General features: G+C 65.1%; 6 protein-coding genes and 7 pseudogenes. 7 read left to right on the top strand and 6 right to left on the bottom strand.

What is annotated here, in order from left to right:
• A pseudogene (locus XAXN_RS16760) lies at nucleotides 1-145 on the bottom strand (IS5/IS1182 family transposase); the annotation flags it as partial.
• 66 nt (nucleotides 146-211) lie between these two features.
• On the opposite strand from XAXN_RS16760, the pseudogene XAXN_RS16755 reads away from it, so the two are divergent.
• A pseudogene (locus XAXN_RS16755) lies at nucleotides 212-589 on the top strand (YdeI/OmpD-associated family protein); the annotation flags it as partial.
• A 113-nt stretch (nucleotides 590-702) separates the two neighbouring features.
• Nucleotides 703-2,063, top strand: a pseudogene (locus tag XAXN_RS16750) (MFS transporter).
• A gap of 127 nt (nucleotides 2,064-2,190) precedes the next feature.
• Here the strand turns inward: XAXN_RS16750 and XAXN_RS23765 are convergent.
• The 5 genes and pseudogenes from XAXN_RS23765 to XAXN_RS16725 all read right to left on the bottom strand — a co-directional run bounded on the left by XAXN_RS23765 (nucleotide 2,191) and on the right by XAXN_RS16725 (nucleotide 7,244).
• Nucleotides 2,191-4,000, bottom strand: a pseudogene (locus XAXN_RS23765) (FUSC family protein).
• A complete protein-coding gene (locus tag XAXN_RS16740; RefSeq protein WP_485129897.1) occupies nucleotides 3,886-5,940 on the bottom strand; it encodes an efflux transporter outer membrane subunit in 2,055 nt (684 codons plus the stop codon). The pseudogene XAXN_RS23765 and the gene XAXN_RS16740 overlap by 115 nt, the downstream one beginning before the upstream one ends.
• Nucleotides 5,937-6,485: pseudogene (locus XAXN_RS16735) on the bottom strand (HlyD family secretion protein); the annotation flags it as partial. The gene XAXN_RS16740 and the pseudogene XAXN_RS16735, both read right to left, overlap by 4 nt.
• Nucleotide 6,486: 1 nt before the next feature.
• Nucleotides 6,487-6,705, bottom strand: coding sequence for a DUF1656 domain-containing protein (locus XAXN_RS16730; protein ID WP_134980222.1), 219 nt, complete (start codon nucleotides 6,703-6,705; stop codon nucleotides 6,487-6,489).
• A gap of 86 nt (nucleotides 6,706-6,791) precedes the next feature.
• Nucleotides 6,792-7,244: a MarR family winged helix-turn-helix transcriptional regulator gene (locus XAXN_RS16725; RefSeq protein WP_054320394.1), complete on the bottom strand. Its 453-nt coding sequence runs from the start codon at nucleotides 7,242-7,244 to the stop codon at nucleotides 6,792-6,794.
• 130 nt (nucleotides 7,245-7,374) lie between these two features.
• Between XAXN_RS16725 and folE the strand changes: the two genes are divergently transcribed.
• From folE to XAXN_RS21925, 5 genes and pseudogenes are all read left to right on the top strand, one after another.
• Complete coding sequence (gene folE, locus XAXN_RS16720; RefSeq protein ID WP_054320393.1) at nucleotides 7,375-7,977, top strand: GTP cyclohydrolase I FolE; 603 nt, start codon at nucleotides 7,375-7,377, stop codon at nucleotides 7,975-7,977.
• Nucleotides 7,978-7,996: 19 nt separating this feature from the next.
• The gene (locus tag XAXN_RS16715) at nucleotides 7,997-9,466 is read left to right on the top strand and encodes a DUF3375 domain-containing protein (protein WP_054320392.1); all 1,470 of its coding nucleotides are present in this window, start codon (nucleotides 7,997-7,999) and stop codon (nucleotides 9,464-9,466) included.
• A complete protein-coding gene (locus tag XAXN_RS16710; RefSeq protein WP_054320391.1) occupies nucleotides 9,453-10,154 on the top strand; it encodes a DUF4194 domain-containing protein in 702 nt (233 codons plus the stop codon). Before XAXN_RS16715 ends, XAXN_RS16710 begins: the two co-directional genes overlap by 14 nt.
• 765 nt (nucleotides 10,155-10,919) lie before the next feature.
• Nucleotides 10,920-14,951 (top strand): annotated as a pseudogene (locus XAXN_RS16705) (ATP-binding protein).
• Nucleotides 14,952-15,352: 401 nt separating this feature from the next.
• A pseudogene (locus tag XAXN_RS21925) lies at nucleotides 15,353-15,450 on the top strand (IS5/IS1182 family transposase); the annotation flags it as partial.

The raw sequence follows: 15,450 nt of genomic DNA, 5'->3' as shown, positions 1-15,450 counted from the left end.
GCTGGCCCGACTTCGGATAGTGCGGCTCAATCAGCGCCAGCAAAGCCTTCCACGGCACCATCTGATCCATCTCGGCTAGGAACACTTCGCGCCGTGTCCGCTTGCGCTTGCCGTTGTACTCCCCATCGCCAAAGCTCAGCTGCATCGAAATCGTCCGCTCTGGTTCTTCATCGATTGTCGCAGATCAGGCTCTTTGTTCAGAGCTTCCCTAATGCAGGCGATGCTGCAGCCGGATGGGCGGGGCAGGCATTGGCTTACGATCGAACGTGCCCTGCAGCAGGCAGCCGGTGTTGCCGCAGGCCAGACAGTGGCGCTCGTGTTGATGCCGGTTGCCGAAGAACCCGAGCCGGTAGTGCCGGACGATCTGCATGCAGCGTTGGCCGCGCGTGCGACCTGGGACGACATCACCGCCGTGGCGCGGCGCGATTGGATCTTCCGGATCGTTTCCGGCAAAAAGGCCCAGACGCGGGTCAAACGCATCGTCACCGCATGCGTCATGCTGGCTTCGGGCAAGCGGCGTGCATGCTGTTTCGATCGCTCCGGCAAGTACAGCCACGCGCTGGCGGCATCCACGCCAAAAGCGGGCTGAAGCAGGCGGCCCGGCGTGCGATTTGCCGCCATCTATAAGGCAAAATGCTTACATGCGTCACACAAGCGCGTACCTATACTCCGGGACTGTCCCACCGAAGAGGTTCTGACTGCATGAGCGCACCCCCATCGTCTCCAATCGCTGCCGGTTCTGGCACAGCTGCCGGTAGCCTTCGCCGCTCGGTGTCCAACACGCTCAAGGGCTCGGCCGGCAACCTCGTCGAGTGGTACGACGTTTACGTCTATTCGGTGTTCGCCACCTACTTCGAGTCGCAGTTCTTTTCCAAGGAAGACAAGAACGCCACCATGTTCGTGTGGGCGATCTTTGCGATGACGTTCTTGATGCGTCCGATCGGCGGCTGGTATTTCGGCCGCTTCGCCGACCGTTATGGCCGGCGCCTGGCGTTGACCATTTCGGTGTCGGTGATGGCGCTGTGTTCGTTCGTCATTGCGATCACCCCCACGGTGGCCACGATCGGCATCGCTGCGCCGATCATCTTGCTGGTGGCGCGCCTGCTGCAGGGCTTTGCGACCGGTGGCGAATACGGCACCAGTGCCACGTACATGTCCGAAGCGGCGATTCCCGGCCGGTGCGGCTTCCTGTCGTCGTTCCATTACGTGACCCTGGTGGGCAGGCACGTGTTGGCACAGATCACCTTGCTGATCATGTTGCATTTCTTCGATGCGTCGCAGGTCTCCGAATGGGGCTGGCGCGTGGCGTTCGGGCTGGGCGGCATCGGTGCGTTGGTGGTGTTCTGGCTGCGCCGCACGATGGACGAGTCGCTGAGCTCCGAATCCATTGCCGATTCGCGTACCGGCAAGGCCAAGGCCTCCGGCTCGATGCGCGAATTGTTCGTCAATCAGTGACGCCCGCTGCTGTTGTGCTTCCTGATCACCGCCGGCGGTACGATCGCGTTCTACACCTATTCGGTCACCGGGCCGAAGATGATCCAGACCACCTTCGCCGGTGGCGACGTGATGGCCGGCACCATCATCAACCTGGTGGCCCTGACCGTGCTGATGCTATGCAGCCGGTGGGCGGCTGGTTGTCGGACATCGTCGGGCGCAAGACCTTGCTGGTGTTCTTCGGCATCGGCGGCGTGCTCTACACCTGGTTCCTGGTGATGGAACTGCCCAAGCAGACCGACTGGCTGACCGCGTTCGCGATCCTCACCGTGGGCTTTGTGATCCTGATCGGCTACACCTCGATCAATGCGGTGGTGAAGGCGGAATTGTTCCCCACCCACGTGCGCGCGCTGGGTGTCGGTCTTGGCTACGCGCTGGCCAATTCGGCCTTCGGCGGAACCGCGCCGCTGCTGTACCAGGCCTCGTTGAAGACCAATCAAGTGACCGAGTTCGTGATCTATGCGACGGCGGTGATCGCGATGTCGTTGGTGGTCTACATGTTCTTCCTGACCAACAAGGGCAGCAACTGGCTGGACGACGAAGCGGCCATGCCTCAGCGCAAGCGGTGATCTGCTTGCCCTTCTCCCCTCGGGACATTGTCCTCCTTTATGGGGGAGAAGGTGCGCCGAAGGGGCGGATCAGTGTACGTGCGAAGCCACATGCGCTTGAACAACGCTAGGGCGTCGCCCCGTACCCTCACCCCAACTCCTCTCCCGAGGGGAGAGGGGCTAAAGCAGACGGCTCGTGCTTGATGTCCTCGCGCCGCTGTACTGTCTCTGCAAACAGGCTGTAACGCAGTCCGATCAATCCTAATCGTGCTTCATTGCGAGGCGTACCCGCCGCCACCTTGCCCACACGCGCCAGGGATGCATCGAGGCGATCACGCAACGCATCCGGCCCAGGCAATAGCCGCTTCTGCGCAACCTGCTGCCGGTAGTGCGCAGCCACATCGCGCAAAATCGCCTCAACCGCATTGCGACTCGACGCCGGCAAGCCATGCCGTGCGCTGCGCAGCTGCAGGATGTTCAAGCCAACACGTACTTCGTTGAGCATATCCACCGAGGCCAGGTCGCTGCCTTCGGGCGCCAATGCCAGCCGTGGAGCAAGCAGTCCGAGCAGATCCAGCATGCGCGCAACGAACTGTTGGCGATCCTGCGCACCATGCCCGTCGGCGGCATCGGCCAGCGTACGCCAGCCCTGGCGCACCAGCCGGCGCGCGCTCCATTCGGCACCGACCGAACGAACAGACGCGTGAGCACCACGGCAAACCCGATCCCCAGCACCATCGCCACCGCCGCGTTGACGAAGCTCTGCAGGTTGGCGCTGTAGGTGTTCTGCAGGCTCAGCAGCGCGGTGAGGTTCACCACCAGCGGCAAGGCGATCAGCATGCTCTTGGGGCGATGCAGCAGCGCGCCCAATGGCAGGAACACCGCCGCCAGCACCAACACCAGCATCGAAAAATCGTGGATGGCCGGGAAGATGCCGAACTGATAGATGCCGGCAACCACGCTGGCCACCATCGCCCAGATCAGGAACGACAGCATGCTCGGCGCGGGGTCGTCCTGCGCGGCGAAAAACGCAGCAGTGACCGCCGCCATCATCGCGCCGTTGCCGCCGCCTTCCCAGCCGATGCCGATCCACAGCACGCAGTACGCCATCAGCGCGAAGCCGGCGCTCAGCGCGGAAAACGCGGCCATGCCGAAATCGATGTGGCGCGTTGCGTGGGCCGCGACGGGAGTGTCAGCGATCTCTGCAGAAGGCCGGCCCGATGGCCGCGTCGATGCCCCACGCGTTGACGAGGGCAACGCGCCATCGTCCGGCGCCGCGTCGTCCGGCGCGGGCAAGGCCTGCTGCGCAGCGCGACGGCGCGAGAAGCCCAGGCGCTGCAGCAACGCGCCGGGCGTTGCCGAATGTGCAGTGGCATCACGCGCTGCTGAGTCGGACTGCATGGATGCGGCAGGTGCCGGAGCCGGCATTGCACGCAGCGCAATCGGCGCGGCGCCTTGCACCAGCGCCTGCTGCAACGCGCGGCAGTCCTGCCACAGGTCGAGCAGCTCCTGCAGGCGCAGCAGCACGCTGTCCAGCAGCAGGTGATCGATGTCCTGATCCACCACCGGGCGCAGTACCTCGATGCGCGCACGCAGTGCATCAGCCTCTTGAGTGGGATCGACATTGAAATTGCCGGTGTCGGCGAGGTGAGCCACCCACGCAGCCCATCCTCCAGCAATGTCGCCAACGCCGAGCCGGGCGCAGCATCGCCGCGCTGCAAGGCGTCCAGGCGGTCGGCAATCGACGACAGCACCGGCAACAGCATCAACATGCGTGCGCGCAGTTGTTCCAGCGCAGGCGCGGCGCCGGCATGGCGTGGGTCGTCGTGGCGCACGAAGGCGATCAAAGCTTCGAACTGCACCAGATCGGCTGCCAGCCGATTGCGCGGCGCCTGCGACGGTGCGCGCTGCAGCACCTGGCGGCACCACTGGGCCGCATCCTGCATCCAGTTGCCGATCCGCGCGGTGAGCATCGGTTTGACCGAGGCCGGGAACAGCAGCGACGCGAACAGCACCGCCATACCGTGCCTAGGATGATTTCTTCGCTGCGGGCCACCACGGTGTCGAAGATGCCTTCCGGCGAGGTCACCGCAGGAAACCCGATGAACGCGGTGGTGTAGCCGGCCAGCAGGAACGCATAGCCGCGTGGGCCGCGATTGAGCAACGCCAGGAACAGGCAGGCCGAGAGCCACAGCGCCATCGCCGCGCTCAGCAGCAAGGGTATTTCCACCAGATTGGGCAGCATCACCAAGGTGGCCACGCCGGCCAGCAAGGTACCGAGCACGCGGTACACGCCCTTGGCACGGGTGGGGCCGAGCAGCGGTTGCGAAACGATGTAGACGGTGGCCATTGCCCAGTACGGTCGCGACAGATTGCCCGCCAGCGCGACATACAGCGCCGCGATCGAGGCGGCAAAGGTCTTGGCCGAAAACAGCCAGGCCTGACGATCGCGCAACAACGGGCTCATCGCGCAGCGGTCGCGTCGGTGCGCCCGGCGTCGGCATCCCAACCGCCGCCCAGCGCCAGGAACAGCTGAATCTGGTCCTGCGACACCTGCGCTTGTGCAGTGGCCAGGGTCATGTCGGCGGTGGCCAGGGTGCGCTCGGCGTCCAGGCTGGACAGGTACGGCGTGCGTCCGCCCCGATACAGGCGCCTGTTTTGCGAGGACGCCAGCTCGGCCTGTTGCTGCGCCTGTTCCAGCAGATGCAGGCGGTCCAGATCCTGCGCATAGTGCGACAAGGTGGTCTGCACTTCGCGCAGCGCCTGCAGCACGGTGTTGTTGAACTGCGCCAGCGCGGCGTCGGCGCCTGCTTCGGTGACGCGCACCGCTGGAGGGCAGCGTCCAGGAAATCAGCGGGCCGAACGACCACGCGTGCGTGGCCTGCTCGCCGAAATCGGCAAGCAGGCCGGTGGCGCCGATCGAACCTCCCAGGCGGATGTCCGGATACAGCTCGGCGGTGGCCACGCCGATGCGCGCGGTGGCCGCGGCGAGCCGGCGCTCGGCCTGGCGCACATCCGGGCGACGCGCCAGCAACGCACGGCCATCGCCGATCGGGATCGGCTGCTGCAATGCGCAACTGTCCACACCGGCCGGCACCTCGCCGGGTGTCTTGCCGAGCAGCGCGGCCAATTGGTAACCGGCGGCCTGGCGGCGCGCGCGTAGCGGCGGCAGCGAGGCTTCCAGCATCGCCACCTTTGCGGTGGCGCGCGCCAGATCAGGTGGCGTGCCACGACCGGCGGCGATCAGGCGTTGGGTGATCTGGCGGCTGTGCTGCTGCAACTGCAGCGAATGCTCAGCCACCTGCAGCTCATGGTTGGCGTGGCAAATCTCGACATAACTGCCGGCCACCTGTGCAGCCACGCTGACGCGCGCCAGATCGATCGCCGCCTGTGCCACCTGGGTGTCGGCGTGCGCAGCTTCGGCGCCGCGTTGCAGCTTGCCGAACAGATCGAACTGATACGACACACCGAGCTTGCCATCGGCCAGGTTGAACACCGGCAGTTTTTCCTCCTGCAAAAACGCTTCGGCCGAGACCTGCGCGCGGCTGACGCCGGCTTCCACCTCGACATCGAAACCACCCGCATCCATGGCCTGTTCGTAGGCCGCGGCGGCGCGGCGCAGATTGGCACCGGCCACCTTCAACTCGACGTTGTCGCGCAGGGCCTGCTCGATGAGGCCATCCAGCATCGGGTCCTGGTACAGCGCCCACCAGCGCGCCGGCAGCTCGGCGCCGGGTTGTACCTGATCGTTGCCGGTATCGACAAACGCGGCATTGGCGGCCGGCCGCCGGTACGCCGCATCGTCCGGTACGGCGTAGTTCGGGCCAACCGTGCTGCAGGCACTGAGCATGCTCAGCAGTGCGGCCAATCCCAGCGGACGAAATGCGCCGCGGTTCATGGCGCCGCCTTGGCCTGCACACGGGCAGGCGCGGTCGCCGGGGGCGCGTTAGCGGTGTCGGGCAGGATGCTCACCGTGGCAGTGCGCCCTGCGATCAACTGCACATGCGCAGGCACGCGGTCCAGCACGATGCGGACCGGGATGCGCTGCGCCAGCCGCACCCAGTCGAACGCAGGCGTGACGTTGGGCAATGCGCCGGCGCTGCCGCTGCGGTACCGATCTTCGATCCCGGCGGCGATGCTCTGCACATGCCCATGCAGCGTGAGCGGCTCGCCCATCAGCTGCACGTCCACGCGTTGGCCGGGGTGCACACCCTGCAGGCGGGTTTCTTTGAAGTAGCCGTCGACACGGAACGAGCCGGTGTCCAGCACCGCCGCCACCGGACGCCCGGCGCTGACGTAGTCGCCCACGCGCACGGTGCGGTCGCTGACACGGCCGTCGGCCGGGCTGCGCACCTGGGTGCGGTCCAGGTTGAGTTGGGCCAGATCCACCGCCGATTGCGCGGTGGCCACCGCGGCCTGTGCCTTTTGCACGTTATCAGCTTTTTCACGATTGCATCCAACGGGTAAGCAAGAACAGGCCGCCCAGCAGTGCGATGTACAGCGCCAGGTTGAACAGCGCCGGGTGCCAGATGTAGCGGTAGGCGCCGGCGCGGGTCAGCAGCGCGGCGATGCCGCTGTTGAGCAGGTAGGCCAGCGTCATCAACGCCAGCAAGGTGGGTACGAACACACCGTAGAGACTGAATTCGCCGTAGATCGGGCACATCCTGGAGAAGGAACCACAACGCCCGGCGCAGCGCCGTAGCATCGGAAAAGGCGCAACGGGCGTGGTGCGCGACGCCGACAGCAGACTCAGTCGGCCTGGCTCAGCCGCGCATGCGCCTGCGCGATCTGCTCCCACAAGGTCAGCACCACCTGCACGTCGGCGTCGCTGAGCGCGCCGAACACCTCCGCACGCAGTGCGTCCAGGCGGATTTCGATCTGGCCAACCAACGCCTGGCCTGCGACGGTGAGCCGCAGCTGGTTGGCGCGGCGGTCGCTGCTGTCAGCTTCGCGGCGCAGCAGGCCCTGCGCGGCCAGCTTGTCCAGCAAGCGCACCAAGGAGGGGCCTTCCATGCCCAGTTGCTGGGCCAGCGCCACCTGACGGATGCCGCCGCCGGAGCGCCCAATCATCAGCAATGGCCCGGTGCAGGCGCTGGACAGGTCGAACTCGGCGAAGGCATGGTCGGCCAGGCGTTGCCACTGACGGGCAGCCACCAGCAGGCCGGAACTGAGCCGGGCGCGTGGAGAAAGAGCAGGTTTCATAATAGATAGGATGCTATCAATTCATAATTGAATCAATAGTCACCGAAGATTTGCAAGCCGGCGCAACCGCCACCAGGGCGGCCGGGCAGTCTTCAGGTACCATGCTCGCCCCTTTTGGGTGCATCCGCGCATGAGCCAGTCCAACCAGCCCGATTCCTCCGTCACCCAGACCCAGGCCGAAGAGGCCGTGCGCACCCTGTTGCGCTGGGCGGGCGAAGATCCCACGCGTGAGGGCCTGTTGGACACCCCGCGCCGGGTGGCCGAAGCCTATGGCGACTGGTTCAGCGGCTATCGCGAAGAACCGCGCGAATACCTGGAACGCACGTTCGAGGAAGTGGCCGGCTACGACGAGTTGATCGTGCTGCGCGACATTTCCTACGAAAGCCATTGCGAGCACCACATGGCGCCGATCATCGGCAAGGTGCACGTGGGCTATCTGCCGCGGGGCAAGGTCGTCGGCATCAGCAAGCTGGCCCGTGTGGTGGAAAGCTACGCTCGCCGCTTCCAGGTGCAGGAAAAGATGACCGCGCAGATCGCCCAATGCATCCAGGACGTGCTGCAGCCGCTTGGCGTGGGCGTGGTGGTGGAAGGCGCGCACGAGTGCATGACCACCCGCGGCATCCACAAGCGTGGCGTCAGCATGGTGACCTCCAAGATGCTGGGCAGCTTCCGCGAAGACGCGCGCACCCGCGCCGAATTCCTGCAGTTCATCGACGTGGGCGGCAAGCGTTGAGGCAGTCGCAGCAGTGCCCATGAAGCACCAGGCACGTATTGCCGGCTACCGGCAACTGCGCGAGCAGCCGGTATGGAAACTGCTCGCCGCCGACCACGCCCCCGAACTGATCGGCCTGCTGCAGACGGTGCTGATGGATGGCGAACGCCGCCTGCCGTCGGCCGTGTTGCACGAACGTTTGCAGCGCCAGCTCGACGCCTTGCGCGCCGACGAGCTATCGCGCGAACTGCCACGCACCGCACAGGCGTATCTGGCGCATTGGTTGGCACAGGGCTGGCTGGAACGCCGCCTGCCTGAAGGCGCGGCCGAAGAAGAATACGAACTCTCGCGTGCCGCGATCCAGGCCATCCGCTTCATCGCCGGCCTGCGCGAAAGCAGCAGCAGCGCTACCGAAAGCCGCCTGTCGCTGGTGATCCAGCAACTGGTGCAGTTGGCCGGGCAGACCGAAGCCGATCCAGAGGTCCGGCTGGCCGCGCTGCGCGACGAACGTGCGCGCATCGATGCCAAGATTGAACGCGTCGCCTCCGGCCGCGTGGCGGCGCTGGACGGCAAACGCGCGCTGGAACGTGCGCGCGACCTGATCCATCTCTCCGACGAGCTGGCCGAAGATTTCCACCGCGTGCGCGACGACTTCGAGCAGCTCAACCGCCAATTCCGCGAGCGCATCATCGACGACGAAGGCGCGCGCGGCGACGTGCTCGAGCAACTGTTCAACGGCGTGGATGTGATTGCAGACAGCGAAGCCGGGCGTACCTTCGAGGCATTCTGGAGTCTGCTCAACGACACCCACCAAAGCAGCCAGCTCGACCAGGCGCTGGATGCGCTGCTCGCGCGTGGGTTTGCCCGCAAGCTTGATCGCCGCGAACGCGCTTTTCTGCGCGGGCTCACCGGCACGCTGTTGGAACGCGGCGGCGAGGTGCACACGGTGATGCAGCATTTCGCGCGCAGCCTGCGTGGTTTCGTGCAAAGCCGTGGGTATCTGGAACAGCGCCGGCTCAATCAATTGCTCAAGCAGGCGCAAGGCGAAGCCTTGCAATTGCGCGACAGCCTGCACGCCACCGCCGCCACCGGCTATACGCAGGCGCTCAGCAGCAGCCGCCTGCGCTCGCTATCGCAATGGCGGCTGCACGATCCACGGCTCACCCAGGTCGATGGACGCGTGCAGGCCGCCGACGCGGCCGAGATCTCGCTGGACAGCGTGGGCGATCTGGTCGCGCAATCGGAGATCGATGTGCGTACCCTGCGCAACGACCTGCACGAGCTGCTCGGCCAACGCCCGCGGCTGACCATCGGCGATGCCTTGCAACAACGCCCGGCCGTGCAGGGCCTGGGCAGCGTGATCGGCTACCTGTCGCTGGGCACGCGCCACGGCATGGTGATCGAAGGACAGATGGAAACGGTGCAATGGGAAGGCAGCGACGGCGCCGTGCGGCGCGCGCGCATTCCCTTGGTGTGTTTTACCCGGGAGAAACGCAATGAACTGGTCTGAGGACACGCGCTTGGACGCCGACGAGGACACCGGGGCGTCCGCCACCGACGAGCGCATGCCGATGACGCAAGCCTCCAGTGCCGAGCCGCGCGGCGAGCTGTTTTTAGGCGACACCGGCACGCTGCCGTTCGACGCGCGGCGCGCGCTGTGCCAGTTGCTGGCAGGGCCGAGCATCGATGCGCAACGTCACGGCGCGCTGTGGCCGGCGTTGTTGCGCAATGAGGCGGCGATCCGCCAGGTGTTGTGCGAGCTGTTTCTGGAGTTGGTGCTCGACCGCGAGGGCGGGGTAGCCTTCACCCGTCAGGCCGACACCGCCGAGCTGGAATCGCCCACCTTGCTGCGCAGCGCGCCGCTGACGTTTATCGATTCGGTGCTGCTGCTGTTCCTGCGCCAGCAACTGGCCGAGGCCGATACGCGCGGCGAACGCGCAGTGGTGGACGAAGCGCAGTTGGTCGAAGCGTTGTCGGTGTACGAAAAGAACGTCTCCACCGATCGGGCCGGCTTCGCGCGGCGGGTGATGACGGCCATCGGCAAGATGCGCGACAACCAGTTGCTGTCGCGCTTGCGCGGCAGCGAGGAGCGGTACGAGGTATCGCCGGTGTTGAAGTTGCTGTTCTCGGCGGAGGATGTACAGGCCTTGGTGATGGCGTATCGGGGGCTGCGTGAGGGGGAGGTTGCGCTGGATTGATGCCTCTTGCACCTGGGACGGCATCTTCCTTCCCTTGGGGAGAAGGTACCGGGAGGGCGGATGAGTGGCTGATTGCCTTCTCCCGTACCACGGGAGAAGGTGCCCGGAGGGCGGATGAGGGTGCGATGTCAGGCGGTATGTGGTGCTGTGCTGAGTGATCTGTATTTGCTTTGTCGCGGAGCAGCGCTTTCACGCCCTTGCGGGCGCGAGTCACTTTTTCTTTGCTTGTGCAAAGAAAAGTAACCCAAAAGAAAGCACACCCCGTCCTCGCGCCCTGCGCGCCTGTGGCGCTTCGGGTTCGCAAGTCCGGCAGAAATTCTTGTAAGGGATCCATGTCCCTTACAAAAACGTCACGCATCCATGCGCGCCGCCCTGCGGGTTGTATCTGCCGGCCTTGCCGCTGCGGTATGGGGCCCCGACATGCAAACTGCGGAAGCAACAGCAACAGCAAAGCAGTAGGGCAGCAGGCCGGGATGCGGTAACGGAAGACGGGGGCGTAGGGGTCGCGATCGGCCGATGTCGAAAAAGCTGGTGGTGCAGGTGCTCGAAAGACCGCAGCTTTTTGTCTCACGCGTGCGAGCTTCGCACAACCTGGTCCAAGGCACCTGTCTGTGCAGGAGCGACCCTGGTCGCGAAGCCGTACATCTACTCCATTCGTTACCCTGCTCAAGTTCTTCCCGTAATACCGCACCACAATCAAATGCTTCAACGCTCGTGATGGTCTGTCCTTGGTGTCTCCTTCGTTCTGTTTTTGGTGAGTGAGCAATGAATTCCCAGCCCAATCTGTCGCCAGCGCAACCAGTTGCCTCCTTGTTTGCCGAGACGCTCGCCGAGCAACGTGCGCAGCAATTCCGCATGCGCCGCTTGCAAGTGCACAACTGGGGCACCTTCAACCGGCTGACCGAAGTGCCGATCGCGGAGAAAGGCTTCCTGTTCGTGGGGCGTTCGGGCTCGGGCAAGTCCACCTTGCTGGATGCGATGTCGGCACTGCTGACGCCGCCGAACATCGTCGACTTCAACGCCGCCGCGCGCGAAGCCGAGCGCAGCGGGCGCGATCGCAGTCTGGTGTCGTATATACGCGGTGCGTGGGCCGATCAGCAGGACAGCGCGTCCGGCGAAATCGCCACCCAATACCTGCGCAAGGGCGCGACCTGGACCGCGCTGGTGCTGGAATACGCAAATGCGCACGGCGAGGCGGTGAGCCTGATCCGCTTGTTCTGGATCGCCGACAGCGGTAACGCGGCGGCCGATGTGCGGCGTCACTACATGGTCGCGCCACGCCGTTTCGACGTGGCGACCGAGCTGGATGGCTTCGATCTTGATCTGCGCAAGCTCAAGGCGCGATTGGGTGAGGAAGTGGCACATTTCGACGGCTTCGCCGGCTATGCCGAACGCTTCCGGCATGCGCTGGGCATCGGCAACGAGATGGCGCTGCGGCTGTTGCACAAGACCCAGTCGGCCAAGAACCTGGGCGATCTCAATGCGTTCCTGCGCGGCTTCATGCTGGACGAGCCGCGTACCTTCGAAGCGGCCGACCGGCTGGTGGAGGATTTTGCCGAACTCGATGGCGCCCACCATGCGGTGGTTACGGCGCGGCGCCAGGTGGAAACCCTGACCCCCGCGCGCGAGCACCATGCGGCGCTGATGGCGTTGCGCCACAGCGTGGGCGAGTTGCGTGAGTTGCAGTTGGGCGTGGACAGCTACCGCGAGCAGCAGCGGCTGGCCCTGCTGGATGAGCGCTTGCAGGAGTTGGACAACTAGGACCGTGGACTGGCCGGCGAAGAAGGCCAGCGCCGCGAATCGCTGGATAACCACGAACAAAAACTGGTTGGCTTGGAGCGCGAGCAGCGCGCCGGCGGCGGCGAGCAGATCGAAGAACTAGAACGCGAGCGTGCGCGTGTGGAGCGCGAGCGCGACGAACGCCTGCGTCGCCGTACGCAGATCGAACAGGCCTGCCGCCAGCTCGGCACCGCCCTGGCCGCGGGCGCCAGCGGCTTTGCCGCGCAGGTCGCGCATGCGCAGACCGTGCTGGATAACGGCAAGCACGATGCCAGCGCGCTGGACGAGGCCATCGCCGACCGGATGGGCGCGCGGCGCGACGACGAACGCCGTTTTGCCGAAATCCGTGCCGAACTGGAGGCCCTGAAGAAGGCGCCGTCCAGCATGCCTGCACCGATGCAGGCCCTGCGCGCGCGGCTGTGCGAAGACACCGGCATTGCCGAGGCAGCGCTACCGTTCGTGGGCGAGCTGGTGCAGGTGCGCGAGGACCAGTCGGCCTGGCGCGGTGCGATCGAGCGTGTGCTGCACGGTTTCGCGCAATCGTTGCTGGTGGACGAGCGGCATTACGCGCAGGTCAGCGAATGGGTCAACCGCACGCATATCGGCACGCGTCTGGTGTACTTCCGTGTGCGCCGTAACGACGAGCTGCATTCGCGGCGGGTCGATCCCGGCGCGCTGCCCGGCAAGCTGCAATTGCGCGAGCACGCCTTTACCGAATGGCTGCGCAACGAGCTGACCCGCCGCTTCGACTACGCCTGCGTGGACAACGCCTCCGCACTGCGCAACGCCGACCGCGCGATCACTCGCGAGGGCCAGGTCAAGCACCCGGGCGATCGTTATGAAAAGGACGACCGCCACGCCGTCAACGACCGCAAGCGTTGGCTGCTGGGTCACGACAACCGCGACAAGCTCAAGGTGTTCGAGCGCGAAGCGCAGGCGCTGGCCCAGCGTATCGCCAGCTGCGATGCCGATGTGGCAGCGCTGCGCAAGCAGCGCGAACAGGACCAGGAGCGCCAACTGGCTGCCCACACCTTGGTGGAGCGCGACTGGGACGAAATCGACGTCGGCCCCAAGCTGCAGCGCCTGAGCGATATCGACGAACAGTTGGTGCAGCTGCGCGAAGGCAACAGTGGCTTGCGCGCGCTCGGCCAAGCCATCGACACCGCACGCACCTTGCGCGACCAGGCCAAGCGCACCTATGAAGATGTGCGGCTGGAGCGCGCGCAACTGGCGCGCGAGCGCGTGCGGCTCGAACAGCAGCACGCCGCGTGTGCGGGACGCGCCGGCACCGCTACGCTCACGCCTACGCAGTTGCAGGGCCTGCGGGAACGGCTCACCGCATTGACGCCGCTGTCGCTGGACAACCTGGAAGCGCATTTCCGCGTGGTCGAACGTGGCCTGGCCGAGCAGCTGGCCGACAGCCAGGGCCGCGACAGCCGGCTCAGCGCGCAGTTGCTGGAATGCTTCCGCAAGTATTGCCAGCAGTGGCCCGAAGACAGCGGCGATTTCACCGTGAGCCCAGCCAGCGCCGACGATTTCCTCGCGCGGCTGGACCGGCTGGAAAGCGATGGCCTGCCGCGTCACGAGCATCGTTTCTTCGATTTGTTGCAGACCCAGAGCAAGAACAACCTGCTGGCCTTGCAGCGCCACACCGCCGAGGCCCACAAGGGCATCAAGCAGCGTATGGACGAGGTCAACGCCAGCCTGGAGCAGGTGCCGTTCAACCGCGACACCATCCTGACCATCGAGGTCGGCGACCGCCTCCTGGCCGAGGTGCAGGAATTCCAGCAGCAGTTGCGCGCAGTGCTGTCGCATCAACAGACCGAAGACCGCGCCTTGGCCGAAGCACAGTTTTCCACCTTGCGCGCACTGGTGGCGCGCCTGGGCGCGCAGGAACCGGAGGCACGCCGCTGGCGCGAGCAGGTGCTGGATGTGCGCCTGCATGTGGAGTTCATCGGTGTGGAGCTAGACGCACAGACGCGCGCGCAGGTGGAGATCTACCGCAGCGGCGCCGGCAAATCCGGCGGTCAGCGCCAGAAACTGGCAACCACCTGCCTGGCTGCCGCGTTGCGTTACCAGCTCGGCGGCGAAGACGGCGAACTGCCGCGCTATTGCGCGGTGGTACTGGACGAAGCCTTCGACAAGGCCGACAACGAATTCACCGCGCTGGCGATGAACATCTTCGAGAACTTCGGCTTCCAGATGGTGGTGGCCACGCCATTGAAGTCGGTGATGACCTTGGAGCCCTTCATCGGCGGTGCGTGCTTTGTCGAAATCAGCGGACGCCACAACTCCGGCGTGTTGCTGATCGAATACGACGAGCAGGCACAGCGATTGAAGCTGCCCGAGCGCTCGCGTGGCGATGAGCCGGCAGTTGCCGATGCCGCTGATGCTGCGCCTTCGATCGAGGCTGCGGGCGAGTCTGCAGGAGTGCGGGGCACTGCAAGCGCAGATGGCATGGCAATTGACGGCGCCGCACTGCACACGGCATGGCCTGCGGCGGCAGGGACCCCGTCTGCAGCGCAGAAAACGCAGACGGGTAAGCGCAAGCCGGCAGTCGCGACGGCGAACACCCAGAACAAGAACGCCAAGACTGCCAAGACCGCACCCGCCACGCGCGCTGCGGCGCAGCCTCGATCAAAGCAGACGAAAAAATCGCCTTCGCGCATTTCGGCTGATGCTGGCAAGCCGGCATCTGACAAACGCGCAGCAGGCGTGCCGGCGGTGTCTTCAGCAGCCGCATCCAGGTCCAACGTGGGCAAGACCGCTCGGCCTTCAAAACCGCCGGGCAAGCCGATTGCGGCCACAGACGCATCCAGCGCCACAGCCAGGAAGGTCGCCGCCGCATCCGCGGCAGTGAAAACTGCCGCAGCCAAGCCACGTGCAACAGCCGCATCGACCGGGCAGCCAGTACGCGGTGCCGGCAAGACAACCTCGAAGCGCGTGGCGACGAATTCTTCACCGGCCAAAACGTGCGGCGCCGAGCCAGGCACAGCGCAGCCGCGCGGAAAGCGCTGACAACAGTGCACGGGCGACGTCATCTGCAGGGTGGCGTCACCGCGTCGAGCATGTCGCATCGGCAACACGTTGCAATTAGAACGATGCGACATCCCGCCCTGTCAGACCTCGTTGTTCAGACCTTCCCTAAGAGGGTGTTTACATAATCATACAATTGCATCATCTCCTGACAACTAGCCATCAAGATGGGCCGCCCGCCGAAGATTCAAGCCGAACACGAAGCAATGTTGGTGGAAATCGTAGAGTCGGATCCGACTGCGACGATAGAAGAAGTCAGGTTGGAGCTTTTTCGTCGCTGCAACGTGAAGGTTCACGATCAAACGCTGGCATCGACGTTGAAGAGGCTTAGAGCGGCTAACAAAACCCTTGAATTCTGTTGAGTCGGCGGCAACATTGTCGGCATGACACGTCGCAACGAGATCCCTATTGCGCTGTGGAAGCGCATCGAGCCACTGATTCCGCAGGTCAAGCCTTCCCCCAAAGGTGGACGACCTCGTGT

This window comes from Xanthomonas axonopodis (assembly GCF_001304695.1).
Lineage (GTDB): Bacteria > Pseudomonadota > Gammaproteobacteria > Xanthomonadales > Xanthomonadaceae > Xanthomonas > Xanthomonas axonopodis.
Note: the sequence above shows the minus strand (reverse complement) of the source record. Positions and strands in the feature narration are given on the sequence as shown.

What these genes read in the sequence shown, in the direction of transcription:
- XAXN_RS16740 (WP_485129897.1), bottom strand. Translation starts at nt 5,940, where the DNA reads ATGAACCGCGGCGCATTTCGTCCGCTGGGATTGGCCGCACTGCTGAGC.
- XAXN_RS16710 (WP_054320391.1), top strand. Translation starts at nt 9,453, where the DNA reads ATGAACTGGTCTGAGGACACGCGCTTGGACGCCGACGAGGACACCGGG.
- XAXN_RS16725 (WP_054320394.1), bottom strand. Translation starts at nt 7,244, where the DNA reads ATGAAACCTGCTCTTTCTCCACGCGCCCGGCTCAGTTCCGGCCTGCTG.
- XAXN_RS16730 (WP_134980222.1), bottom strand. Translation starts at nt 6,705, where the DNA reads ATGTGCCCGATCTACGGCGAATTCAGTCTCTACGGTGTGTTCGTACCC.
- folE (WP_054320393.1), top strand. Translation starts at nt 7,375, where the DNA reads ATGAGCCAGTCCAACCAGCCCGATTCCTCCGTCACCCAGACCCAGGCC.
- XAXN_RS16715 (WP_054320392.1), top strand. Translation starts at nt 7,997, where the DNA reads ATGAAGCACCAGGCACGTATTGCCGGCTACCGGCAACTGCGCGAGCAG.